Origin of the sequence: Comamonas suwonensis (genome assembly GCF_012844455.2) — a bacterium.
GTDB lineage: Bacteria > Pseudomonadota > Gammaproteobacteria > Burkholderiales > Burkholderiaceae_C > Comamonas > Comamonas suwonensis.
This window is the reverse complement of the sequence record NZ_JABBCQ020000003.1, coordinates 140947-165264: the sequence shown is the minus strand read 5'-3', so window position 1 is coordinate 165264 and position 24318 is coordinate 140947. Positions and strand designations below refer to the sequence as shown.

At 60.7% G+C, this 24318-nt stretch carries 20 protein-coding genes and 2 riboswitches; all 20 genes read left to right on the top strand.

Going from position 1 to position 24318, the window contains the following annotated elements; all coding sequences use genetic code 11:
• Positions 1–129 precede the first annotated feature (129 nt).
• The 20 genes from HF327_RS04535 to HF327_RS04440 all read left to right on the top strand — a co-directional run bounded on the left by HF327_RS04535 (position 130) and on the right by HF327_RS04440 (position 24213).
• A complete protein-coding gene (locus tag HF327_RS04535) occupies positions 130–1332 on the top strand; it encodes a GGDEF domain-containing protein (RefSeq protein ID WP_407927026.1) in 1203 nt (400 codons plus the stop codon).
• 341 nt (positions 1333–1673) lie between these two features.
• On the top strand, positions 1674–2144 hold the full coding sequence (locus HF327_RS04530; RefSeq protein ID WP_169107109.1) for a CopD family protein: 471 nt from the start codon (positions 1674–1676) through the stop codon (positions 2142–2144).
• Between the two features lie 238 nt (positions 2145–2382).
• Positions 2383–2919 carry a MarR family winged helix-turn-helix transcriptional regulator gene (locus tag HF327_RS04525; protein ID WP_328701758.1) on the top strand — a complete coding sequence of 179 codons (537 nt, stop codon included), beginning with the start codon at positions 2383–2385 and terminating at the stop codon, positions 2917–2919.
• A 96-nt stretch (positions 2920–3015) separates the two neighbouring features.
• Positions 3016–4476 (top strand): efflux transporter outer membrane subunit, encoded by a 1461-nt coding sequence (locus HF327_RS04520; RefSeq protein ID WP_169107108.1) that lies wholly within the window; start codon positions 3016–3018, stop codon positions 4474–4476.
• An 86-nt stretch (positions 4477–4562) separates the two neighbouring features.
• Positions 4563–5912, top strand: coding sequence for an HlyD family secretion protein (locus tag HF327_RS04515; protein WP_169107107.1), 1350 nt, complete (start codon positions 4563–4565; stop codon positions 5910–5912).
• Between the two features lie 16 nt (positions 5913–5928).
• Entirely contained in the window at positions 5929–7557 is a 1629-nt protein-coding gene (locus tag HF327_RS04510; protein ID WP_169107106.1) for a DHA2 family efflux MFS transporter permease subunit, read from the top strand.
• A 126-nt stretch (positions 7558–7683) separates the two neighbouring features.
• A complete protein-coding gene (locus tag HF327_RS04505; RefSeq protein ID WP_198460413.1) occupies positions 7684–8169 on the top strand; it encodes an energy transducer TonB in 486 nt (161 codons plus the stop codon).
• A gap of 99 nt (positions 8170–8268) precedes the next feature.
• Positions 8269–9342, top strand: coding sequence for an MBL fold metallo-hydrolase (locus tag HF327_RS04500; RefSeq protein ID WP_407927022.1), 1074 nt, complete (start codon positions 8269–8271; stop codon positions 9340–9342).
• 51 nt (positions 9343–9393) lie between these two features.
• A riboswitch (glycine riboswitch) is annotated at positions 9394–9504 on the top strand.
• Positions 9505–9522: 18 nt separating this feature from the next.
• Positions 9523–9650: riboswitch (glycine riboswitch) on the top strand.
• 93 nt (positions 9651–9743) lie between these two features.
• Complete coding sequence (gene gcvT / locus HF327_RS04495) at positions 9744–10865, top strand: glycine cleavage system aminomethyltransferase GcvT (RefSeq protein ID WP_169107273.1); 1122 nt, start codon at positions 9744–9746, stop codon at positions 10863–10865.
• A gap of 118 nt (positions 10866–10983) precedes the next feature.
• Complete coding sequence (gene gcvH, locus HF327_RS04490; RefSeq protein WP_169107104.1) at positions 10984–11358, top strand: glycine cleavage system protein GcvH; 375 nt, start codon at positions 10984–10986, stop codon at positions 11356–11358.
• 47 nt (positions 11359–11405) lie between these two features.
• A complete protein-coding gene (locus tag HF327_RS04485; RefSeq protein ID WP_169107103.1) occupies positions 11406–11957 on the top strand; it encodes a MolR family transcriptional regulator in 552 nt (183 codons plus the stop codon).
• 90 nt (positions 11958–12047) lie between these two features.
• Complete coding sequence (gene gcvP / locus HF327_RS04480; RefSeq protein ID WP_169107102.1) at positions 12048–14951, top strand: aminomethyl-transferring glycine dehydrogenase; 2904 nt, start codon at positions 12048–12050, stop codon at positions 14949–14951.
• A 263-nt stretch (positions 14952–15214) separates the two neighbouring features.
• The gene (locus HF327_RS04475; protein WP_169107101.1) at positions 15215–17395 is read left to right on the top strand and encodes a PAS domain-containing hybrid sensor histidine kinase/response regulator; all 2181 of its coding nucleotides are present in this window, start codon (positions 15215–15217) and stop codon (positions 17393–17395) included.
• 15 nt (positions 17396–17410) lie between these two features.
• The gene (locus HF327_RS04470) at positions 17411–18073 is read left to right on the top strand and encodes an RluA family pseudouridine synthase (RefSeq protein WP_169107100.1); all 663 of its coding nucleotides are present in this window, start codon (positions 17411–17413) and stop codon (positions 18071–18073) included.
• Positions 18074–18428: 355 nt separating this feature from the next.
• The gene (locus HF327_RS04465; protein WP_169107099.1) at positions 18429–19553 is read left to right on the top strand and encodes a high-affinity branched-chain amino acid ABC transporter substrate-binding protein; all 1125 of its coding nucleotides are present in this window, start codon (positions 18429–18431) and stop codon (positions 19551–19553) included.
• 96 nt (positions 19554–19649) lie between these two features.
• Positions 19650–20573, top strand: a complete 924-nt coding sequence (livH, locus tag HF327_RS04460; protein ID WP_099737974.1) for a high-affinity branched-chain amino acid ABC transporter permease LivH — start codon at positions 19650–19652, stop codon at positions 20571–20573.
• Positions 20573–21811, top strand: a complete 1239-nt coding sequence (locus HF327_RS04455; protein WP_169107098.1) for a high-affinity branched-chain amino acid ABC transporter permease LivM — start codon at positions 20573–20575, stop codon at positions 21809–21811. The genes livH and HF327_RS04455 overlap by 1 nt, the downstream gene beginning before the upstream one ends.
• A gap of 55 nt (positions 21812–21866) precedes the next feature.
• Positions 21867–22634, top strand: coding sequence for a high-affinity branched-chain amino acid ABC transporter ATP-binding protein LivG (livG, locus tag HF327_RS04450; RefSeq protein WP_169107097.1), 768 nt, complete (start codon positions 21867–21869; stop codon positions 22632–22634).
• Positions 22634–23347, top strand: a complete 714-nt coding sequence (locus HF327_RS04445; RefSeq protein WP_169107096.1) for an ABC transporter ATP-binding protein — start codon at positions 22634–22636, stop codon at positions 23345–23347. Before livG ends, HF327_RS04445 begins: the two co-directional genes overlap by 1 nt.
• Positions 23348–23448: 101 nt before the next feature.
• Entirely contained in the window at positions 23449–24213 is a 765-nt protein-coding gene (locus tag HF327_RS04440; RefSeq protein ID WP_198460412.1) for an SDR family NAD(P)-dependent oxidoreductase, read from the top strand.
• Positions 24214–24318 lie beyond the last annotated feature (105 nt).

Here is a 24318-nt window from a genome sequence, read left to right as displayed (position 1 = left end):
CTTCGTATTTAATTGTTAATTCACAGGAAAAACGTCGTAAGGCTTGCGCTCACCGCCTGCAAGCACCTTGAAGCAAGGGTCCCGCCATGTGCTTGAACAGAACTAGATTCCTCTTCAGCGAGGCCTGAAATCATCATGGACAAGGAACACCTCTATGTACTGGCTCCGGCCCTGACATTGCTGTTCCTGTCCGGCTCGTTGCTTCTATGCTGGGTTTTTCAGCGCCAGCAACGTTTCCTGCTCTGGCAATGCTGCGCTTACGCACTCACCGCTCTGCCCTTCGCTTTTCAAAGCACCGCATCCACAGAGATGCTGTATCGCTACGCAGCCATCAGCTGCACGCTTTATTTGCTGGGCGGCTGGTTTTTGGCCAAGTGCTGGGCCGAGCACTGGCGGGTCCCCACCCAGACCAGAGTCAGTCTTGCAATCGCCCTGGTCACCCTCATCAGCGCCATTTACTACAGCAACAACCTTTTGGCGCGCGTTCACATCTCCAGCGCAGGCATCGGCCTCATCATGTTGCTACCCGTTCTATCAGCGCTGCGGCACCGGCATTCACCAGACTGGCTGGACAAGGTTTTGCTCACCAGCGCGCTCATCTATTCCGTTATAACCATCACCCGGCCCATGATCATTACGGTGCTGGGACATTCAGAGTTCGAGAAATTTGCAAACTCGGTCTACTGGTTCGCTAGTGCGATGAGTACTTTGTTTTTTGCCATTTTCTTCACCGTCTTGATGGCTGCCATCGCCATCCGCGCCACCATTCGGCAGTTGCGCAACGAACGCGATCAGGATTCATTGACCCAGATTCTCAATCGCCGGGCTTTTTATGAACTGGCGCGCTGCCGGCTGGAGGACAAGCGTCTGTTACCCATGGCCATACTGGCGGGCGATATAGATCACTTCAAACGCATCAACGATACCTGGGGCCACAGCCGCGGCGACGAGGTGCTGAAGCTGATCTCTGCCACTTTGCAACGCAATGTGCGCGGCTTTGACCTAGTTGCTCGCTTTGGCGGTGAAGAATTTGTGATGCTGCTGACACGCATAGACCTGGCAGAGGCCGAACAGGTAGCCCAGCGGATACGGCTTGAGCTCCGCTCCGATCACTCCGTGCTACCCAAAAACGCCACCCTGACCATGAGCTTTGGTGTGGCCCCCATCGAAAACGCCAAGCAGCTTGAAAGTGCACTCAAGGAGGCAGATGACCTGCTGTATGCCGCCAAGCATGCGGGGCGCGATCAAGTCCATGTCTCGGGCAACAACTACCAGAACATCGACTTTGAGCACACCATGCCCAACCCTGGAGTCAGCGCATCGCATATCTGAGAGGATCTGCAGACTCCGTAAAAATGGCTGCCAGCGTATATAAGTGACGCGCTGATAGCTATTTTTTTGATAGTGACAGAAATTTCTGAAGCCTTATCTATCCAAGTCACATGTCCAGATAATGGCTTGCTGCGAAAGATTCCAGCCCCCGCACAAAGACTTCCAACGGGCTCTGGTCGCCATCGCCAGATCTGGCAAAACGGCTTCTTTTCTCTCTGCGTTGAGGCCCTGTTCTATCCGCCTTGAACAAACTGAGAGACAAGCTATTTAGTCTCTGCGCTCCACCGGCAGGACGATCTCCGTTAGGCTTGCAGCGTTCTCCCACTCAAGCCCCACAGCCCATGCTTTTTATTCTGCTCAAACTTCTGCACCTTTTGGCCGTACTCATCTGGGTAGGCGGCATGTTTTTTGCCCATTTCTTTCTGCGCCCCTCCCTGCAAGTGCTGCAACCACCAGAACGTGTCGCGCTGATGCACGGCGTGCTCCAACGCTTTTTTGCCTGGGTGCTGGTACTGGTCGTCGTGGTTCTGGCCTCGGGTATCGGCATGATTGGCAGCATTCATGCCATGGCTGCTCAGGCGGGCGGGCAGTTCAATATGCCCGTCAGCTGGATTGTGATGAGCCTTCTGGGCGTGGTGATGATGGCCGTGTTCGGTCACATCCGTTTTGCGCTGTTCAAACGCCTTGATGCTGCCGTGCAAGCCAAGGACTGGCCCACAGGCGGCAAAGCGCTCGACAGCATTCGCAAATGGGTGTCCCTCAATCTGGCCATCGGCCTGGTGATAGTCGTGGTGCTGCGCGTGCCGCTGTAACTCAGCACCCCGACCTTTGCACTCTCAAGCCCAGCCTGTTCATGGCTGGGCTTTTTTTGACTCCAAAAAAGCATCAAGCGCTTACCAAGCGTGCTCATACAGCTTCTATTTCCGTAGCAAATGGATGATCGGCAACTCTGTCTCATGCGACATAGATCAAAAATTTTGCTGACTTTTTTTTGCGCTTGCACAATAATTGCTCACTCAATCATTGATCAAACAAACATTGGTGGTGCAAGTGCAAACCCCATCCGACATCCTCATCGACCCGCAAGACGAATCCAGCTTTTTCTACAGAGCTGGCGTCTATTCGCCAGACAAAAGCATTGGCTTTCTGATGCGCCGCGTGCTCAGTTCCATCCTGCAGCAGGCCGATGCACAACTGGCCGAGCATGGACTGACCTATGTGCAATGGCTGCCGCTGTACAAGCTACTGCTGTGCGCCGACACCAATAGCAGCGATCTGGCCAAGGCACTGGGAATGGACCCCGCCTCTGTGACCCGCGCGCTGGACCGCATTGAAGCCAAGGGCCTGCTGCGCCGCGAACGCTCCACCACCGACCGCCGCGTGGTGCACCTGGTGCTGACCGACGAAGGCCGCAGCGTGGCCACGCAAGTGCCCAAGGTGCTGACCCAGGTGCTCAACGGTCACCTCAGCGGCTTCAGCCATGGGGAATGCGCGCTGATGCTCTCCATGCTGCAGCGCATGCTGGCCAATGGCGATGCACTGCGAGAAGCGCTGCAGCACGCGTCGCCACCAGACCCCTCCGAATAAACCGGCCCGGGCCTGCAGCCAAAGCAAATCACCCCAGCAGGCCTGAAACGACTGACCTCACTGCCCCATTTCAATAAAAACCACTGGCACTTTTCCATGACCCAACGCACTCAACGCAACACCGCCGCACTCGCGGCTCTGGTCGCTGTACTGGCTCTGGCTGGCTGCGCCTCCCAGGGCCTGGCCCACACGCCGCTGGCGCAGATCGCAGCGGCAGATACCGGTCTGGCGGGCACCTCGCCTCTCAGCGCCGCAGACGCCACCGCCCTCAGCGCCCCCCAGTGGTGGACGGGGCTGGGCGATACCCAGCTCAACCAGCTCGTCAATCAGGCGCTGACTGGCAGCCCCAGCCTTGCGGCCAGCAACGCGCGCTTTGAAAAAGCCGCAGCCTTGGCCACCGCCAGCAGCACAGCCAGCGACATTCGCGGCACGCTGAGTGCGGATGCCACCCGCCAGCGCTACACGGCCAACGGCATGATTCCTGCCCCCATCGCAGGCAATATCTACAACAGCGCCAACGTGCAGGCCGGCCTGTCCTGGGCGCCTGACTTTTTTGGCAAGCACTCGGCTGAACTGCAATCGGCCCTGGGCCAGGCCCGCGCGGCCAAGGCCGATTCAGCCGCAGCCGCGACTCAGCTGGCCGCACAAGTGGCCCGCAGCTATGTCGCTCTGGCCCGCCTGATTGCACAGCGGGATGTGGCCGAGCGCACGCTGGGCCAGCGCCAGTCGCTCTTAAATTTGAGTGAGCAGCGCACCAAAGCGGGTCTGGACAGTCAGGTCGAACTCACGCAGGCACAGGCCGGCATGCCTGAGGCCCGCACACAGATTGAAATGCTCAATGAGCAAATCACGCTGACCCGCCGCACGATTGCCGTGCTGTGTGCACAGGCCCCCGATGCGCAGAATGCCTTGTCACCCCAAATGGCCGGTCTGCGCCTTCAGAGCGTGCCCCAGACTCTGGGTGCTGACCTGCTGGGCCGCCGACCCGATATCGTGGCCGCGCGCTGGCGCGTGGAAGCCGCGACCCAAGGAATTGATGCCGCCAAGGCCGACTTCTACCCTGATGTGAACCTGACCGCCTTTGTGGGCTTGAATGCGCTGGGGCTGGACAACCTGTTTCAAGGCAGCTCACGCCAGCTAGGCATTACGCCCGCTCTGCGCCTGCCCATCTTCGACGGCAAGCGCCTGCGCGCCCAGTTGCGCGGCAAGCAAGCCGATCTGGATACCGCCATTGCCCAGTACAACGGCGCGGTGCTGGATGCCGTCAAGCAGGCAGGGGACTCCATCGCCTCGGTGCAGTCGCTGCAGCGCCAGCAATCGCTGCAGACCGAATCGCTGTCCAAGACCGAACGTGCTTATGACTTTGCCGTGCAGCGCTACCGCGCCGGGTTGGGCAACCAGATCACGGTGCTGAACACCGAAACCCAGCTTATCGCCCAGCGCCGACTCGCCGTAGACCTGCGGGCCCGCGAGCTGGACACCCGCGTGGCGCTGGCCGCCGCACTGGGTGGCGGCTGGAGCGACGACACGCAGGCCGTGCAGGTCAGCGGCCACTGAGCCCATCACTTTTCACTGGGCGCAGCTTTTAAAGGCTGCGCCCTGGCAGCAAAACCACTCATACAGATAACAAAGCGCCAGATATCATGACCGACAACACCAAGCCACAAAGCACCGCACCCAACGCAGCCCCTCAAGCTCCCGCTTCCGCCTCGCCCACCGCCAACCCCACGGGTCGCCGCAAGGGCCTGACCATCGTGGCCGCCGCCGTGGCCGTCGGTGCCATTGCCTGGGGAGGCTGGCACTGGATGGTGGCCCGCAACTACCAGACCACAGACAACGCCTATGTCGCTGGCAATGTGGTGCAAATCACGCCTCAGGTAGGCGGCACCGTCATCAGCATTGGCGCGGACGATACCGATTACGTCAAAGCCGGTCAGGTTCTGGTTCAGCTCGACCCCGCCGACTATCTGGTACAGCTGGCACAGGCCGAATCCCAGCTGTCGCAAACCGCGCGCCAGACCCGCACCTTGTATGCCAACAACGCCCCGCTGGCCGCGCAAGTCGCCCAGCGCGAAGCCGATCTGCTGCGCCTGAAGGCCGAAGCCGCCAAAGCCAGCGACGACGTGGAGCGCCGCCGCCCCCTAACCGCCACCGGTGGGGTGGGCAAGGAAGAGTTTGACCATGCCAAGGCCGTAGCCACCGCCGCCAGCAACGCCGTGGTCGCCGCCGATGCCGCCGTGCGCGCCGCCAAGGCCCAGCTGGCCGCCGCTGAAGCTCAGACCAAGGGCACGACGGCCGAAGATTTCCCCGCCGTGATGGCGGCCGCCGCCAAGGTGCGCGAGGCTTACCTGTCGCTGCAGCGCACGCGCCTAATCTCGCCCGTGGATGGCTTTGTCGCCAAGCGCGGCGTGCAACTGGGTCAGCGCGTGGCGGCAGGCGCACCCATGATGACGGTGGTGGACCTGCACAACCTCTGGGTCGATGCCAACTTCAAGGAAAGCCAGCTGGCCGATCTGCGCATGGGCCAGAAGGTGGAGTTGACCGCCGACGTCTATGGCGACAAGACTACCTATGAAGGCAAGGTCGTGGGCCTGGGCGCAGGCACCGGCGCAGCGTTCTCACTGCTTCCCGCCCAGAACGCCACTGGCAACTGGATCAAGGTGGTCCAGCGCGTGCCCGTGCGCGTGAGCCTGGAGCCCGAAGCCCTCAAGCAGCACCCGCTGCGCGTGGGACTGTCCATGGATGTGAAGGTCGATATCCGCGACAAGGATGGCCTGGCACTGGCCAACGCCCCCCGCACCACCCCCGTGGCGCAGACCGCTGTGTATGACGGCACACTGGCTCAAGCCGAAGAACGCATTCAGCACATCATTTCAGGCGACAAACTGCCCGCGCTGACATCGCTGAACAAGGTGCCTGCCGCGCAAACCGAGGCGGCGGCCACACCAGCCAATGCCGAGCCCGCCAAGCAAGAGCAGCAACCTGCCCAATAAGACGCGGAAATCAGCCATGACTTCCCCCTCTTCCGCCGCCCCCGAGGACACCGGAGCCACCGGCCCCGGCAAGGCTCCCCCGCTGCCTCCCACGGCCATGCCCGCCATTGCGCCTCTCAAGGGCGCGCCACTGGTGCTGGGTACGCTGGCCCTGTCGCTGGCCACCTTCATGAACGTGCTGGACTCCTCCATCGCCAACGTGGCCATTCCGGCCATCTCGGGCGATGTGGGTGTCAGCCCCAGCCAGGGCACCTGGGTCATCACCAGTTTTGGTGTGGCCAACGCCATCTCCGTGCCGCTGACCGGCTGGCTCACTCAGCGCTTTGGTGCCGTGCGTCTGTTCACCATGAGCGTGCTGCTGTTTGTGCTGACCTCCTGGCTCTGCGGCTTTGCCCACTCGCTAGAGATGCTGGTGTTCTTCCGCGTGCTGCAGGGCCTGGTCGCCGGGCCCATGATTCCACTGTCGCAAACCCTGCTTTTAGCCAGCTATCCACCGGCCATGGCGGGGGTGGCGCTATCACTTTGGGGGGTAACCACGCTGGTGGCTCCCGTGGTCGGGCCGCTTTTGGGCGGCTGGATTACCGACAACATCTCCTGGCCGTGGATTTTCTACATCAACGTGCCCGTGGGCCTGCTCTCGGCTGTCATGACCTGGAGCCTGTACCGCAGCCGCGAGACACCCACACGCAAGCTGCCCATCGACACCGTGGGCCTGAGCCTGCTGGTGCTCTGGGTCGCCGCGCTGCAGCTGATGCTGGACAAGGGCAAGGAGCTGGACTGGTTTGCCTCCAATGAAATCATTGCTTTTGCCGTGATCGCCGTCGTCGCCTTTGCCGTGTTTGTAGTCTGGGAATTGACCGATGCCCACCCGGTGGTCGATCTGCGCCTGTTCAAGCGGCGCAACTTTGCGGCCGGCTCGATTTCGCTGTCAATTGCCTACGGCCTGTTCTTTGGCAACGTAGTGCTGCTGCCCCTGTGGCTGCAGCAGTGGATGGGCTACACCTCCACCTCGGCCGGTCTGGCACTGGCACCCGTAGGGATACTGGCGATTGTTCTGACCCCCATCGTCGGCCGCAAAGTCGCCGTGTGGGATCCGCGCAAGATGGCGACCGCCGCATTCATGGTATTTGCGCTGGTGCTGTGGATGCGTTCGAAGTTCACAGTAGAGACAGACTTTGGTCATATCCTGATTCCCACGCTGATTCAGGGCGGCGCCATGGCCTTCTTCTTCATTCCACTGACGACCATCACGCTCAGCGGACTGACACCAGATCGCATCCCGGCGGCCGCAGGCCTGTCCAACTTTGTGCGGATTACGGCGGGTGCCATGGGCACCTCCATTGCCACAACCCTCTGGGAAAACCGGGCCTCCATGCACCACGCTCACCTCACAGAGCTGCTGGTGCAAGGCCAGGGCACATTTGCCATCACCGTCAAGCAATTGCAGGCGGCGGGCATGAGTGCAGAGCAGGCCTATGCGCAGATCAACCGGCTGATTGACCAGCAGGCCTTCACCCGCGCAGCGGACGATATCTTTCTGGCATCGTCCTTTCTGTTCCTGAGCCTGATCGTACTGATCTGGTTCACCAAGCGCCCTGTTCCGCAAGCCGGAGGCGGAGCAGACGCGGCCGCTGGCGCGCATTGAAAAACGCAGAGTAGCAACGCCAAACTTCAAGCCAAAATAGCTGCCAGCGCTTTACCCATCAGCGCTGGCAGCTATTTTTTTTGAGAGAACAAAGGCGCTTACCGGAACTTGGGCAAAAATACTTTCATGCCTATTTCAAACGTCTCCCGCTCTGCCGCCATCTGCGCCATCACCCTCGCAACCGTGGTGCTTGGTGCCTGCACCACGGTTGCACCGGATAAGCCCGGCAATACGGAGAGCGCGCAAGCCACTGTGAGCCAGCCATCATGGCCGGAATGGACACGCACGGAATGCGTTCCTATGGCGAAGCTCGATCAGCAACCCCAGCTGCGTCGCCAGACAAGCCCGATCATCCAGTCCAGCTGGTTTCCCAAAGGGCTAAGCACCACCGTCACCTTCTTGCTTGAAGTCACCCCTCAAGGCACGCTGGGCCGCGTGCTCTGGCAACCGGCCAACACCGACCCGCGCATCGTGAAAAGCATCCAGAGGTCGCTGGCTCGCTGGAAGTTCACGCCCGGCATACGCCAGGGTCAGCCCGTCACCACCTGTTTCGAGCAGCCTTATGAGCTGATTTTTCCGCCCATCAACGAACCGATGGCGAATACGCCTTAACCCGAATCGCTCACTCAGATACGGCTGCTTGCAAGTTTGTGCTTACAGTGCACAAGCCCAGCCTCAACTATTCACTCTGACTGACTTCAGGCGCTGCACTTGATTCGCTTTTCATCCCCAATCGCTGACTATCAGGCATCGCCCCAGAACCGGGGCGGGCGCTTTCACAACGTCCACCCGCGCCCAGCCAACGGCCCCAAGCCGGATGCCAGAACGCTGTGGAAATTTCTGTTCAACAAGCCCGCCAACACCGAGCCCGGCAGCACCCTTCCCCTGCAAAAGCTCAGCCGCGCTGCGCTGGATGCCGCGCCTGAGCGCAGCCTGTACCGCATTGGCCACTCCACCGTATTGATCAAGCTGCGCGGCGGCTGGTGGCTGACAGACCCCGTGTTCTCTCAGCGCGCTTCGCCGTTTTCCTTTGCCGGGCCCAAGCGCTTTCATGCACCGCCCATTGCGCTGCATGAACTGCCCCCGCTGCACGGTGTCATCCTCTCGCACGACCATTACGACCACCTGGACCGCGCCACCATCTGTGCGCTGGCGCCCAAAGTGGACGTCTTCCTCTGCACACTCGGCGTGGGCGACCGGTTGATTGACTGGGGCGTTCCCGCAGCTAAAGTCCGCCAGCACGACTGGTGGCAGAGCAGCGAGGTCAATGGCCTGCGCATGACCGCGACACCTGCCCAGCACTTTTCAGGCCGTGGACTTGGCGACGGGAACCGCACGCTGTGGGCATCGTGGGTGATTGACGATTTGCAGAGTCCATCCCTACTGCGCGTTTTCTTCAGTGGCGACGGCGGCTACTTTGACGGTTTTAAGGAGATAGGCCAGAGCTTTGGCCCCTTTGATCTGACGCTGATGGAAACCGGTGCCTATGACGAGCACTGGCCCTATGTCCACATGCACCCGGAACAAACGCTGCAAGCCCATCAGGACCTGCAAGGCCGCTGGTTGCTGCCGATTCACAACGGCACCTTCAATCTGGCCATGCACGCCTGGTGGGACCCTTTCGAGCAGATTCTGCATCTGGGCCAGCAGCAAGGCATCCCCGTAGCCACCCCCATGATGGGCGAGCGTATCGACCTGAACCAGCCCCACGCCTGCACCCCATGGTGGCGGGACTGCATGCCGCAAAGCGCATTCGCTGAAGTCCCTGTGCCAGAGCTATCGTAAACCCCAGCCCGCCACAAACTACTCAGGGCAGGCCAGACAGTTCTACTAGAATTGTCCTCGTCAGGAGAGAGTGCTCACAGCTTCACGCTGCAACGTACCGCCGAAGGCGCAGACACCCCACCCGGTGCCCAAACGCTCAGGCAAAAGGACTGACGACCGCTGCCAGGCTGAATGCAGGTAGCGTTCCTTGCTGGAGAGAGATGCCGCACTACGCAATTCAGCTAGGCGATGGCATCCACCGAAGGAGCAAACCGCCCGACATCACTGCGGCGGCGAATCTCTCAGGTAAAGCGGACAGCAGGGCAAGCCCGCTACGCATGGCAGCCGCCTTGCATAGCCACTCATCTTGGTTTGAATGACCGGAGCGCTTGCCTGTGACTGTTGCCGCTACTACTTCCGCTATGTCTTCCGACCTGCGCACCACGCCTTTGTTCGCCCTGCACCAAAGACTGAGTGCCCGCATGGTGCCATTTGCTGGCTACGCCATGCCCGTTCAGTACCCGCAGGGACTGATGGCCGAGCATCTTCACACCCGCAAAGCCGCTGGCCTGTTCGATGTTTCGCACATGGGTCAGCTGCTGCTGCGAGGCCCGGACGCCGCTGCCGCGCTGGAGTCGCTGATGCCCGTCGATGTCATCGGCCTTGGTCTGCACAAGCAGCGTTACGGCCTGCTGCTCAACGAGCAAGGCGGCATTCTGGACGATCTGATGTTCGTCAACCGGGGCGACGATCTCTTCCTCATCGTCAACGGCGCCTGCAAAGAGGGCGATATTGCGCATATTCAAAAACACATAGGCCAGCGCTGCGAAGTCGTGCCCCTGCCCGACCGTGGCCTGCTGGCATTGCAAGGCCCGCAGGCGGCTACTGCGCTGGCGCGTCTTATCCCCGGAGTGACATCGCTGGTCTTTATGACTGGGAACCACTTTGACTGGCAAGGCCACGCGCTCTACATCACGCGAAGCGGCTATACGGGTGAAGACGGTTTTGAGATTTCCGTGCCCAGCAACGCCGCCGAGGCTTTGGCCCAAGCATTGCTGGCCCAGCCCGAAGTCGCCCCCATTGGTCTGGGCGCGCGCAACTCTTTGCGTTTAGAAGCGGGCCTGTGCCTGTACGGCAACGATATCGACACCACCACCACTCCGATAGAAGGCGCGCTGAACTGGGCCATTCAAAAGGTGCGCCGCCCTGGCGGTGAACGCGAAGGCGGCTTTCCCGGCGCGGCCATTGTGCTTGCGCAGCTGCAAAATCCGCAGCAGCTCACGCGCAAGCGTGTAGGGCTTGTGGCCCTTGAGCGCATTCCCGTGCGCGAGCCTGCGGTACTGGAGAACATGGACGGCCAGCATATCGGCCACATCACCAGCGGCCTGCTCAGCCCCACGCTGAACCAGCCCATCGCTCTGGCTTATGTAGAGCCCGACTATGCGGCAGTGGATACCGAGATTTTCGCCATGGTCCGCGGCAAGCCCGTGCGCATGAAGGTGGTGGCCACACCGTTTGTGCCCACCAATTACTACCGCGGCTAAGGCTGCCACCGCAGAACAGTCAGGCCAGTTCTCCAAACAGGGCACAGAACGCCGCTAAAGTGCGCGCTGGACCTTTCTCAAACATCTGATTCCCCGAATCCCCCATCTGGAGCCTTCCATGAGCATCAAGTATTCCAAAGAACACGAATGGATCAACGTCGCTGACACCAACGCCGCCATCGTCGGCATCACCGTCCACGCGCAAGACGCGCTGGGCGATGTGGTGTTTGTGGACCTGCCCGCCGTCGGCTCCACCTTCAAGGCTGGCGATGTCGCTGGCGTGGTCGAGTCCGTCAAGGCCGCCGCTGATGTCTACATGCCCGTGACCGGCGAAATCATCGAAGTCAACGAAGCCCTGCGCGACGACCCGGCACTGGCCAACAGCGACCCGCTGAACACCGGCTGGTTCTTCAAGGTCAAGATGAGCGATGTGAGCGAGCTCGAAGGTCTGATGGAAGAGACCGCTTACAACGACTTCGCCAAGGACAACTAAGCATATCAACGGCCCTCGCATTGCGAAGGCCGTTTTTGCATGCAGCCATGAGCACCATCAAGTATTTCGACGATCCGGAAGTCGGTCTCTCCCGCGAGACCAGCCACCCGGCCTTTGTGCGCATCGCGGTCCATGATTTCTATTACGACTGCGGTGACGACTTCAGCCCCTTCGGCAACGATGACGGCAGCGACACATTGGCCGCACTTGAAGAGTGGTACCAGGAGCAGACGGGCGGCAAGCCCGCCAAGACCCTTCGCTTTCTGCGCCAGCAACTGAGCGACTGGGATCTGCCCGTGCCCAAGGACATGCTGGCGCATGATGATGCGGCCAAGGCCCAGTGGCTGGCCAACGACGACATGAACCAGAGCTATCTGCGCTCGGTCTGCCGCGCCCACGTCGCCACTGCCTTTGCTCAACTCAAGATCATGGGCAGCATCGATGCCGATCTGCACGAGCAGGCCCTGCTTGCCCTGGCCTGCCAGCAATGGCTGAACACCTTGGCACGCATCAAATACCCCGATTGGGAATATGCAGACCAGGAAAGCGAACGCCTGGCCCTGATGAATACCGCGCTGGAACAAGCCAGCACTGCTTGAAGCACCGGCTGTATGCCTTCGGGCATACGGCATTCACGCATGCCTAGCATGCAAACCGTCAGTCACAGTATTTGAGAATAGGTCCCTCCCATGCTGATGTCACCTCCCGCCCCCGTTGCTTCGTTGGAGTCTCTGGAAAACTCCCGCGAGTTCCTCCCCCGCCATATCGGCCCGGATACCGACGAGCAGCAAAAAATGCTGGACGTCATCGGCAAGCCCACGCTGAATGCGCTGATTCGCGACGTGGTGCCCACATCCATCGCCCGCCCCACGCCCATGGACTTGCCTGCGCCGGTAACAGAGGCGGCTGCGCTGGCCGAGCTCAAAGCCATTGCCAGCAAGAATCAGGTGCTAAAGAGCTTCATCGGTCAGGGCTATTACGGCACGCATACGCCGGGTGTCATTCTGCGCAATATTCTCGAAAATCCCGCCTGGTACACGGCCTACACGCCGTATCAGGCCGAAATCTCGCAAGGCCGCATGGAGGCGCTGGTCAACTTTCAGACCATGGTGACTGACCTGACCGGTATGCCGATTGCCAATGCATCCATGTTGGACGAAGCCACGGCCGCTGCCGAGGCGATGACACTGGCCAAGCGCTCGGTCAAATCCAAAAGCAAGCGCATCGTGCTGGCCGGTGATGTTCACCCCCAGACCATTGAAGTCATTCAGACCCGCGCCCAGCCCATAGGCATCGAAGTCAGCATTGCCAACAGCCAACAGGAATGGGAAGCCGCCCTGGCCGGCGATCTGTTTGCTGCCGTCATCCAGTACCCGGCCTCCAGCGGCTGGATTGTGGACTGGAAGGCCGATGTAGATGCCATCCACGCCAAGCAAGCCGCCGCCATTGTCGCCACCGACCTGCTGGCCCTGACCCTGCTGACACCGCCCGGCGAATGGGGTGCCGACATTGTGGTGGGCAACAGCCAGCGCTTTGGCATGCCCATGGGTGCCGGTGGCCCGCACGCCGCCTTCATGGCTTGCCGTGACGAGTACAAGCGCTCGCTGCCCGGCCGTCTGGTCGGCGTCAGCGTCGATGTGCATGGCAAGCCCGCTTACCGCTTGGCGCTTCAAACGCGCGAGCAGCATATCCGCCGCGAAAAGGCCACCTCCAATATCTGTACGGCACAGGTGCTGCCCGCAGTCATTGCCAGCATGTACGCCGTCTATCACGGCCCCCAAGGCCTCAAGCGCATCGCCCAGCGCGTGGCGCGCTTTACCGCCATTCTGAGTCGCGGCCTGGCGCAACTGGAATTCAGCGCCCACCACCATGACACAGCCTTCGATACGCTCAGCCTGCACACCCAGGCCGCTACGGATTCCATAGCTGCTCGCGCCGTATCCAAGGGCGTCAACCTGCGAAAAGCCTTTAATGACTATCTGTGCATCAGCCTGGACGAAACCACGACCCGCGCCGATGTGGAGCTGATCTGGAGCATCTTTGCCAAAGACGGCCAAGCCCTGCCCACGATTGACGCCATGGACGAAGGCGCGCCCTCGTTGATTCCCGAGGCTCTGCAGCGCAGCAGCGCCTTCCTGACCCACCCGGTCTTCAACACCCACCACTCCGAAACCGCCATGCTGCGCTACATCCGCAGCTTGAGTGACAAGGACTTGGCGCTGGACCGCAGCATGATCCCGCTGGGCAGCTGCACCATGAAGCTCAACGCCACCAGCGAGATGATCCCCATCACCTGGCCAGAGTTCGCCAACATCCACCCGTTCTCCCCCGCCAGCCAGTTGCAAGGCTATGCAGAACTGGACGAGCTGCTGCGCGGCTGGCTGTGCCAGGCCACGGGCTACGCCGGCATCAGCCTGCAACCCAATGCAGGCTCGCAAGGTGAATATGCGGGTCTGCTGGCCATCAAGGCCTTCCACGAATCCAGGGGCGACGCGCACCGCAATATCTGCCTGATTCCCAGCAGCGCCCACGGCACCAACCCGGCATCTGCGCAAATGGTGGGCCTGCAGGTTGTGGTCACCCAATGCGACGACAACGGCAATGTGGACATGGATGACCTGAAGGCGCATTGTGAAAAGCACAGCGCCAACCTGGCCTGCATCATGATCACCTACCCCAGCACACACGGTGTGTTTGAGACGCAGGTCAAGGAGCTGTGCCAGCTGGTACACAGCCATGGCGGCCGTGTGTATGTGGATGGTGCCAACATGAACGCACTGGTCGGCCTGGCCGCGCCCGGTGAGTTTGGCGGCGATGTCAGCCACCTGAACTTGCACAAGACCTTCTGCATTCCCCATGGCGGTGGTGGCCCCGGCGTGGGTCCTGTCTGCGTGGTCGAAGACCTCGTACCCTTCCTGCCCGGCCATGCCACGTGCGGAGACACTCGAAAAGTAGGAGCAGTCAGCGCAGCACCTTTGGGCAATGCAGCGGTTTTACCCATTAGCTGGATGTATATCCGCATGATGGGCGAGCCGGGTTTGAAGTTGGCGACCGAAACCGCCATCCTCAATGCCAACTACATCAGCGCGCGCCTCAAGGACCACTTCCCCACCTTGTACGCAGGCGAGCACGGCCTGGTCGCGCACGAGTGCATCCTAGACCTGCGTCACTTCAAGGAAAGCTGTGGCGTGATGGCCGAAGACGTCGCCAAGCGCCTGATTGACTACGGCTTCCATGCCCCAACGCTGTCATTCCCCGTGCCCAACACACTGATGGTGGAACCGACCGAGAGCGAGAACCTGTACGAGCTGAACCGCTTTATCGACGCCATGATTGCCATCCGTGCCGAGATTGCCGAGATCGAAGCGGGCAAGCTGCCTCAGGACGACAACCCGCTCAAAAACGCTCCGCACACGGCCGAGACCTTGCTGACCACCGAGTGGAACCACAGCTACAGCCGCGAGACTGCCGCCTACCCCATGCCTGCCCTGCGCCGCGCCAAGTACTGGAGCCCCGTGGGCCGCGTGGACAACGTCTACGGTGACCGCAACCTGTTCTGCAGCTGCGTGCCCATAGACGCTTACGACGACTGATCGTGAAGAGCGTGCTGACGAGCTGACCCCGTCAACACGCTCTGAGGTGTGGAATCTCAAAAGCCAGTGCGTTACCGCCCTGGCTTTCAATGTCAAAAACACCTCTGCTGCCCATCGATCAAACGCGGAAAGATATGAATTGATGAGCAAATAATGCTTACCGCTTAGGCTCGAGCAAGACCCAAGAGACTTTTGGCAGGCTGCAAGCAGCGCCCCCGCTTACACTGCCGGTGATTTACTCGCTAACCGGCACCTGCCTGCCCATGAGCTCTTCTGACCGCCCTCTCCCGCCTCCACTTCCCGCCATTGACGATGGCCTGCCCCTGCATGCCCTGCTGTCGCCGGGGGGTGCACCCCTGGGCTTGAGCGCAGAGACCCTCCCGCTGGTGCCCGAGGATGAAGACCCGCTGCAGGCGCTGGTGGCCGAGCTGCGCAACTATCAGCATGAGCTGGAGCTGCAAAACGAGGTGCTCAACTACAGCCAGGCGGTGGCTGAAAGTGCCTCCGAGCGCTTCGAAACCCTGTTTGCCAGCATTCCGCTGCCCCTGCTGGTGCTCGATGAGTTCGATATGGTGGTGCAAGCCAATGCCATGGCGCACCGTGCCTTTCAGCCCACCGAAAAAGACCGGCTGCTGGTCAACTTCAAGCCCTTTGTGCATGAGAGCGACACCCAGCGCGTGGCCATGGCGTTTGAGCAAGCCAAGGCCACGGGCCGCGCTGAGGTGCATGAGGTGCTGTTTCAGATCAACGAGCAGTACGAGCTGTGCGGTGACCTGCATATTTCCGGCGTGGCCGTGCACCAGCAAAACGGGCCGGCCACCTGGCAGTACCTGTGCGCCGTGGTCAACCAGGGCCCGCTGCTCGCCGAGCGCAAGACGCTGCAAGAGCGCAACCAGCAACTGCACACCAGCGAGCGACGGCTGGAGTCCGTTATCAACTCCTCGCTGGACGCCATCATCTGCGTTGATCAACGCCAGCACATCACCGTCTTCAACCCTACGGCCGCGGCGCTATTTTTATGCTCGCCTCAGGATGCGCTGGGCAGCCCGCTGGACCGCTTTCTGCCAGACGCCACCCAGGCGCTGGCGTTTGCCTCTTTAACGACGCAAGCCGTGCTGGGCGAGATGACCGGCATGACCGTGACAGGACGCGAGATTCCGGTCGAGGTCAGTGTCTCCTTCGAGCATCACAGCAGCGGCGACACCACCACCATCTTTGCCCGCGACCTGACCAGCCGCAAACGCGCTGATGCCCAGCGCAACGCGCTGGAAACGCAGCTGCGCGAGTCCCACAAAATGCAGGCTGTGGGCACCATGGCTGGCGGCATTGCCCACGACTTCAACAACATCGTGGGTGCCATTCTGGGCAATGTGGAATTGGCCAAGGCCGACAGCGCTGGCAACCCCGCCGCCATGGAAAGCCTGCGCGAGATTGAAAAAGCCGGCCGCCGGGCCCGCGATCTCGTACGCCAGATTTTGACCTTCAGCCGCAACGACAAGCCTGAGCGCCGCCCCGTGCAGGTGCAGGAAGTCATGTCCGACACGGCCCGCCTGCTGCGCGTGACCTTGCCGCCCTTCATCGGACTGCAGCTGCTTGAACCCGACAATCTGCCACCGTTGATGGCCGACCCCACGCAGGTGGAGCAAGCCCTTTTCAATCTCTGCAACAACGCCATGCAGGCGATTGGCAACCAACGCGACATCATCCAGATGCAGGCCATGCGCATTGCGCCAGACAGTTATCAATGCGAGCGTCTGGGCCTGCCCGTGGCCGAATACCTAGCCTTCATCGTGCAAGACTCCGGCCCCGGCATGGATGCGGTCACCCAGAGGCGTATCTTCGAGCCATTTTTCACAACCAAGCCCGTCGGTCAGGGCACGGGGCTGGGCCTGTCGGTGGTGCATGGCGTGATGCGAACACATGGCGGTGCCGTCGATGTGCACAGCGAGCTGGGCCAGGGCAGCTGCTTTACGCTCTACTTCCCTTTGAGCGATAGGCACGACGCTGACGTCGATTTCGCGGAACCCATCGCCGCCAAACCGGTGGCCCTGCCAGCCGAGCCGCTCGAGCCCAGCGGTTCCCGCCATGTGATGTATGTAGATGATGACCAGGCTCTGGTCTTTCTCTTTCAGCGCCTGCTGCGCCGCCGGGGTTATCAGGTCTCGGGCTTTACCGATCCGCACGAGGCCATGGAAGCGCTGCAGGACGCACCCAGCCGTTATGACCTGATCGTGACCGACTACAACATGCCCGGTTTCAGCGGCGTAGACCTGCTCAAGCAGGCCCTGCAGATCAACCCTCAGTTGCCGATTGCACTGGCATCTGGCTATGTCACCGCCGAAATAGAGCAGGCAGCCATTGCGGCGGGAGCCAAGGCACTGATCCACAAGCCCAATGATGTGCAGGACTTCTGCACCACCGTGCATGAGCTGCTGAACCCTTGATTTTTGATGATGTTGATGAGTGAACTGAACTGCGTGTATGAGGACGAGCACCTGCTGGTGCTGAACAAACCCTCTGGCCTGCTGTGCGTGCCCGGCCGTGGCCCTGACAAGCAGGACTGCCTGAGCCTGCGCGCCCTGCAGCATTTTGGCGATGCGCTGGTGGTCCACCGTCTCGATCAGGCCACCTCCGGCCTGGTCATCATGGCGCGCAACCTGCCCGTGCAGCGCCAGCTCAGTCAGGCTTTTGCCGAGAGGCAAGTCCAAAAGCGCTATGTTGCGGTGGTCGCCGGCGAGCTGCAACCGGACCCCGTTACCGCCGATGACGAAAACTGGCAGCTGATTGACCTGCCCATTGCCGCCGACTGGGAGCGCCGCCCGCTGCGTATCATCAACCATGAAACAGGAAAAAGCAGCCAGACCCTCTGGAAGGTGCTGCAACCGGTCAACCACTGCGGCCTGCCCGCCACCCGCGTGCTGCTAAGCCCCCTGACAGGCCGCACCCACCAGTTGCGCCTGCACATGGCCGCCACGGGCCACGCCATTCTGGGCGATGCCCTTTATGCCTGCGGGGAGGCTTTGGCTGCCAGCCCACGCCTTTTGCTGCACGCGGCAGCACTGGAGATGACACACCCCGTCACAGGGACTCTGCTAAAGATCGAAAGCACGCCTGACTTTTAAGCGTCCCGTCACCCAGACAAACACCATGGCTTTGCCTGATTGCATAAAAATTCAGCAAATCACAAAAATCAGCGAAACAGCGGCACACCGCGCTACAAAAACACCAAGAAGGCCGCTAAGGCCACCGCCTTACGCAAAATTCCAGCGCCAGCCATGATTCCACCTTCAAATGAAGGCAGAGCTATATCCACAGTGCACTAGCTGCTATGCCCGACATAGCAAAAACCGCTCGCCTGCACCACCCCCTGCATACCCTGTTGCCTTCAGCAACCACTCGATTAACCTGAGCTTCTTTGCGCAAGCTGCATGTGCAGTTTTTGCGTTTCACGAACATTTAGTTTCGAAGGAAGTCCTCATGAGCATTCCGTTCCGCATGCAAGCCGTTGTTGCCGCTCTGGGTCTGGCTGGTGCCGCTCTGGTATCCACGGCTGCACACGCCCAGATCAAGATCGCCTTGGTCATCCCCACCACCGGCGCTCTGACTCAGTACGGCGACATGGTCAAAGAAGGCGCAACCACCGCTGTCGAAATGGCCAATGCGGCTGGCGGTATTGGTGGCAAGAAGATCGAACTGGTGCCCGTGGATGACGCTTGCGAGCCCAAGCAAGGCCCCGTGGCCGCCAACCGCGTGGTCAACAGCAAGATCGGCTATGTGGTCGGCCCCGTCTGCTCGGGTGCATCGATTGCTGCAGCCCCCATCTACAACAATGAAGGCGTGGTGGTGGTGACACCCTCCGCAACGTCGCCTGCGCTGACGGATGGCAAGAACTACCATTTCATCTTCCGCACCATCGGCCGCGATGATCAGCAAGGCCCAGCCGCTGCCAAGTTCATCGTCGAGAAGATCAAGCCCAAGAAGGTAGCCGTGCTGCACGACAAGCAGTCGTATGGTCAGGGCATAGCCTCCTCCGTGCGCGCTGATCTGCAAAAAGCCAATGTGCCTGTCGCCTTGTTTGAAGGCATCAACGCCGGCGACAGCGACTACTCCGCCGTCATCACCAAGCTCAAGGGCGCTGGCGTGGACTTTGTCTACTACGGCGGCTACCACCCTGAAATGGGCCTGCTGCTGCGCCAAGCTGCAGAGCAAGGCCTGAAGGTCAAGATGATGGGTCCTGAAGGTGTAGGCAATCCTGAAGTCAACGCCATTGCCGGCCCTGCCGTCGAAGGCATGCTGGTCACGCTGCCCGCAGACTTTGCTGCCAACCCCAAGAACGCTGCCGTCGTGAAGGCCTTCGCAGACAAGAAGCGCAATGCTTCAGGCGCTTTCCAGCTGACCTCGTTTGCTGCGACCCAATCACTGCTGGCTGCCATCAAGGCTGCGGGTGACAACCCCGCCAAGGTGGCCGACTGGATGCACAAAACCACAGGAGTGGAAACCGTGCTGGGCCCCGTTTCCTGGAACAAGCAAGGCGACTTGAACGCCTTCGACTTCCAGGTCTTCCAGTGGCACAAGGACGGCAGCAAGTCGCTGGCCAAGTAATTCCACCGCTATCTTCCGGGGCAGTGGCGAGGGCCACGCCCGCGGATGTTTGATATCTGGCCCTCGGGCCTTTTCCTGTTTCAAGGGTGGCGTTACATGTCAGATTTTCTTCCCCAGCTGATACAACAGCTATTCAACGGGCTCTCACTCGGAGCCATTTACGCCCTGATCGCCATTGGCTACACCATGGTCTACGGCATCATCGGCATGATCAATTTCGCCCACGGTGACATCTACATGCTCGGGGCCTATATCGGCCTCGTCACGCTTTCGGCGGTGGGCACGCAAAGCGGCCTGCCCATCTGGGCCATCATCGGCCTGATGCTGGTGGTCTCCGTCTTCGTCACCGGCGTCTATGGCCTGGTGGTCGAACAGGTGGCCTACAAGCCTGTGCGCCAGAGCCCGCGCCTTGTGGCGCTGATCTCGGCCATCGGCATGTCCATCTTCTTGCAGAACTGGGTGGCTCTGGGCCAGGGCGCACGCGACATGGCCGTGCCATCGCTGCTGCCGGGTGCCATCAACTTCCACATGGGTGATTTCGAGGTCTTCATCCCCTACACCCGCGTACTCATCATCGTGGTGACCGTGCTGCTGATGATTGCCCTGACCATGTACATCAAGCATTCGCGCATGGGCCGCGCCTCGCGCGCCTGCGCGCAGGACATGCACATGGCCAACCTGCTGGGCATTGACACCAATAAAGTCATCTCCTTCACCTTTGTGCTGGGTGCCGTGCTGGCTGCCGTAGGCGGTGTGCTGATTGCGCTGGCTGTGGGCAAGCTCAACCCCTTCATCGGCTTTCTGGCAGGTATCAAGGCGTTTACGGCTGCGGTACTGGGCGGCATTGGCTCCATCCCCGGAGCCATGCTGGGCGGGGTGATTCTGGGTGTGGCCGAGACCTTTGCTGCGGCCTACATCTCGTCGGAGTACAAAGACATCGTGGCCTTTGGTCTGCTGGTCACCATCTTGATGTTCCGCCCCTCCGGCCTGCTGGGCAAACCTGAAGTGGAGAAGGTCTGATGAAGTACAGCTTTTCCGCTTCCTTTCGCGATGCGCTGATCGCCACGGTGATGACAGCCATTGTCGTCACCCCCGTCTTCAGCCTGCATCTGGAGCGCGCAGGCATGCGCACCCAGATTGCCCCGGACTGGCGCTGGACTATCTGGGCCTGCGTCATCGTGTTCGTCGGCCAAATGCTCAAGCCCTTGCTCACAGGCAAGATGCCCAAAGTCAGCCTGCCGGCCATGCCGCAGATGAAGTCGGGCACACGCAATGTCGTCATCTTTGTGGTGCTGATGATGGCAGCCTCCTGGCCGTTTTTCGCGGGCCGCAACGCAGTGGACATTGCGACTCTGGCCATGATTTACGTCATGCTGGGCCTGGGCCTGAACGTGGTGGTCGGCTTTGCCGGCCTGCTGGATCTGGGCTTTGTGGGCTTTTACGCTGTAGGCGCCTATACCTATGCGCTGCTGTTCCACTGGGCCGGCTGGTCGTTCTGGCAAGCCCTGCCGCTGGCGGGCGCCGCTTCCGCCCTCTTCGGCTTTGTACTAGGATTTCCGGTCTTGCGCCTGCGCGGCGACTATCTGGCCATTGTGACACTGGGCTTTGGCGAAATCATTCGCCTGCTGCTGACCAATATGACCAGCGTCACGGGCGGGCCTGACGGCATCTCCAGCATTCCCAAGCCCACGGTGTTTGGCCTGCCCATGACACGCAACCCCGTGACTGAGGGTGGCACGACCTTTCACCAGTTTTTCGGGCTAGAGTTCAACTCCATGCACATGGTGATCGCGCTCTATCTGATGGCGCTGCTGCTAGCCATGGTGACGCTGTTCATCAGCAACCGCCTGATTCGCATGCCTATTGGCCGCTCATGGGAAGCGCTGCGCGAAGACGAAATTGCCTGCCGCTCCCTGGGCATGAACCCCATGAAGATCAAGCTTTCGGCCTTCACGCTGGGTGCCATGTTTGCGGGTTTTGGCGGTGCATTTTTTGCGGCACGCCAGGGCATCGTGAACCCCGAATCCTTTACCTTTATTGAGTCCGCGCTCATTTTGGCCATCGTGGTGCTGGGTGGCATGGGCTCGCAACTGGGCGTGATTCTGGCGGCCATCATCCTGACGGTCCTGCCCGAGCTGGCGCGCGAGTTCTCTGAATACCGCATGCTGATCTTCGGTCTGGTCATGATCTTGATGATGATCTGGCGTCCGCAAGGTCTGCTGCCCATGAAGCGCCATCAGGTGGAGATCAAAGCATGACTCTGCCTATCAACGCTATTATTTTTATAACTACAACCACAGGCAGGACAAGCGCATGAGCGAGTATTTGCTAGAAGTCAAAGACCTGTGCATGCGCTTCGGCGGCCTGCTGGCCGTGGACAGCGTGGGCTTCAACGTGCGCCCGCAGGAAGTGTTTGCCATCATCGGCCCCAATGGCGCGGGCAAGACCACCGTATTCAACTGCATCAGCGGTTTCTACCAGCCATCGGGTGGCGCAGTGGTGCTCAACGGGCAAAGCATTGCCGGGCAAAGCAGCCATCAGGTGGCCAATCACGGCGTGGTGCGCACCTTCCAGAACGTGCGCCTGTTCAAAAATATGACCGCGCTGGAAAACCTTCTGGTCGCCCAGCACAGCACGGGCCGGGTCAACCTGCTCAGCGGTCTGTTCAACACGCCCGCTTACCGCCGAGCCGAAGAAGAAAAGGTGGAAAACGCCCTGCAATGGCTGGATGTCATGGGCCTGCGCCAGTTTGCCAACCGTGAGGCGGGCAATCTGGCCTACGGCCACCAGCGCCGCCTTGAAATTGCGCGCTGCATGATCACCAAGCCTCGCGTGCTGATGCTGGACGAGCCCGCCGCCGGTCTGAATCCGCAGGAGAAGAAAGACCTGCAGCAACTCATAGACCAGTTGCGCACGCAGTATGGCGTGACCGTGCTGCTGATCGAGCACGATATGGGTCTGGTCATGGGCGTCTCCGAGCGCATTCTGGTCATGGAATACGGCAAGCCCATCGCCATGGGCCTGCCCGAAGCGATTCGCAATGATGAACGGGTCATCAAGGCCTATCTGGGAGAAGCCTGATGAGCAAATCGATGCTGGAGCTAAACCAAGTCTCCACCCACTACGGCGCGATCTGCGCCGTCAATCAGGTCAGCCTGCATGTCAACCAAGGCGAGATCGTCACCCTGATCGGCAGCAATGGAGCGGGTAAGACATCGCTGCTGATGACGGTGTGCGGCAACCCGCGTGCCAGCAGCGGGCGCATTGCATTCGAGGGCGAAGACATCACCCAGATGTCCACCCACCACATCATGCGCCGCGGCATCGCCATCTCGCCCGAAGGCCGCCGTGTCTTCAAAGACCTGACGGTGACCGAGAACCTGCAGATGGGTGCCTTCTTTCTGAACAAGAACGAAATTGCCGATGGCATTGAGCATGTCTTCACGCTGTTCCCGCGCCTCAAGGAGCGCGCCGTGCAGCGCTCGGGCACCATGTCGGGCGGCGAGCAGCAGATGCTGGCCATTGGCCGCGCGCTGATGAGCAAGCCTCGCCTGCTGCTGCTCGATGAACCCACACTGGGTCTGGCTCCACTGATCATTGCGCAGATCTTCGAGATCATTCAGACCATTCGCGCTGCGGGTGTGACGGTGTTCCTCGTCGAGCAAAATGCCAACCGTGCCCTGCAGATCGCCGACCGTGGCTATGTGCTGGAAACCGGCAAGGTGGTGCTGGAAGATACCGGAGCCAATCTGCTGACCAATGATGATGTGCGCAAGGCCTATCTGGGCCATTGATGGCGCACTGAATCACTGAGCGCAGCGCGCGTCATGATGCACAGGCCCCGCCGGATGCAAATCTGCGGGGCCTGTTTTTTCTGTCACCAATCAACCGTAAGATGGCCGACATGACCAAGCATCTGACGATTCTCACCGGCGGCTCACGCGGTATGGGCCTTACCATGGGCCAGCAACTTCTGGCGCAAGGCCAACAAGTGCTGAGCATTGCCCGCAAGACCAGCGCAGAGCTGGCTGCCAGCGCCAGCAAGCCCGAGCAGCTATTGCAATGGGAGCAAGACCTGTCCCAGAGCGCAGCGGCCGCACAGCGCCTCGCCACCTGGCTGGGCACGCTCAAACGCAGCGACTGGGCCAGCATCACCCTTATCAACAACGCAGGCGTCATGCCGCAGATTGCACCGCTGTCGCAGGTGCCTGCGGCCGACATGATCAACGCCATGCGTGTGGGACTTGAAGCCCCCATGGCGCTGACCGGGGCCTTTCTGAGCGCCACCGAAGGCTGGAGCATTCCACGCAAAGTGCTCAATATTTCCTCCGGTCTGGGCCGCCGCGCCATGGCATCGCAGGCCAGTTACTGCACGGCCAAGGCGGGCATGGACCAGTTCAGCAACTGCGTAGCGCTGGAAGAAGCGGCCAAGCCCAACGGCGCGCGCATTGTGTCGCTGGCACCGGGTGTGATTGATACCGATATGCAGGTGCAGCTGCGCAGTGCAGCCACTGGCGACTTCCCCGATGTAGAGCGCTTTGCCGGTCTGCACGCCAATGGCCAGCTGACTTCGGCAGGTGATGCCGCAGCCCGCGTGCTGGCCTGGCTTGAGCGGCCTGATTTTGGCGATCAAGTTGTCGCCGATGTGCGCCAAGCCTGAGCTACTTTCGCCTCAAAAGCATAGCTGCTGGCGCTTGATGGATAAGCGTCAGCGGCTTTTTTACTTTGGACTAATGAACAAAGCAAAAATCTGTGCTGCGAGGCA

Coding starts and splice junctions, on each gene's coding strand:
- HF327_RS04530 (WP_169107109.1), top strand. CDS start 1,674: ATGCTTTTTATTCTGCTCAAACTTCTGCACCTTTTGGCCGTACTCATC.
- HF327_RS04520 (WP_169107108.1), top strand. CDS start 3,016: ATGACCCAACGCACTCAACGCAACACCGCCGCACTCGCGGCTCTGGTC.
- HF327_RS04515 (WP_169107107.1), top strand. CDS start 4,563: ATGACCGACAACACCAAGCCACAAAGCACCGCACCCAACGCAGCCCCT.
- HF327_RS04510 (WP_169107106.1), top strand. CDS start 5,929: ATGACTTCCCCCTCTTCCGCCGCCCCCGAGGACACCGGAGCCACCGGC.
- HF327_RS04505 (WP_198460413.1), top strand. CDS start 7,684: ATGCCTATTTCAAACGTCTCCCGCTCTGCCGCCATCTGCGCCATCACC.
- gcvT (WP_169107273.1), top strand. CDS start 9,744: ATGTCTTCCGACCTGCGCACCACGCCTTTGTTCGCCCTGCACCAAAGA.
- gcvH (WP_169107104.1), top strand. CDS start 10,984: ATGAGCATCAAGTATTCCAAAGAACACGAATGGATCAACGTCGCTGAC.
- HF327_RS04485 (WP_169107103.1), top strand. CDS start 11,406: ATGAGCACCATCAAGTATTTCGACGATCCGGAAGTCGGTCTCTCCCGC.
- gcvP (WP_169107102.1), top strand. CDS start 12,048: ATGCTGATGTCACCTCCCGCCCCCGTTGCTTCGTTGGAGTCTCTGGAA.
- HF327_RS04475 (WP_169107101.1), top strand. CDS start 15,215: ATGAGCTCTTCTGACCGCCCTCTCCCGCCTCCACTTCCCGCCATTGAC.
- HF327_RS04470 (WP_169107100.1), top strand. CDS start 17,411: ATGAGTGAACTGAACTGCGTGTATGAGGACGAGCACCTGCTGGTGCTG.
- HF327_RS04465 (WP_169107099.1), top strand. CDS start 18,429: ATGAGCATTCCGTTCCGCATGCAAGCCGTTGTTGCCGCTCTGGGTCTG.
- livH (WP_099737974.1), top strand. CDS start 19,650: ATGTCAGATTTTCTTCCCCAGCTGATACAACAGCTATTCAACGGGCTC.
- HF327_RS04455 (WP_169107098.1), top strand. CDS start 20,573: ATGAAGTACAGCTTTTCCGCTTCCTTTCGCGATGCGCTGATCGCCACG.
- livG (WP_169107097.1), top strand. CDS start 21,867: ATGAGCGAGTATTTGCTAGAAGTCAAAGACCTGTGCATGCGCTTCGGC.
- HF327_RS04445 (WP_169107096.1), top strand. CDS start 22,634: ATGAGCAAATCGATGCTGGAGCTAAACCAAGTCTCCACCCACTACGGC.
- HF327_RS04440 (WP_198460412.1), top strand. CDS start 23,449: ATGGCCGACATGACCAAGCATCTGACGATTCTCACCGGCGGCTCACGC.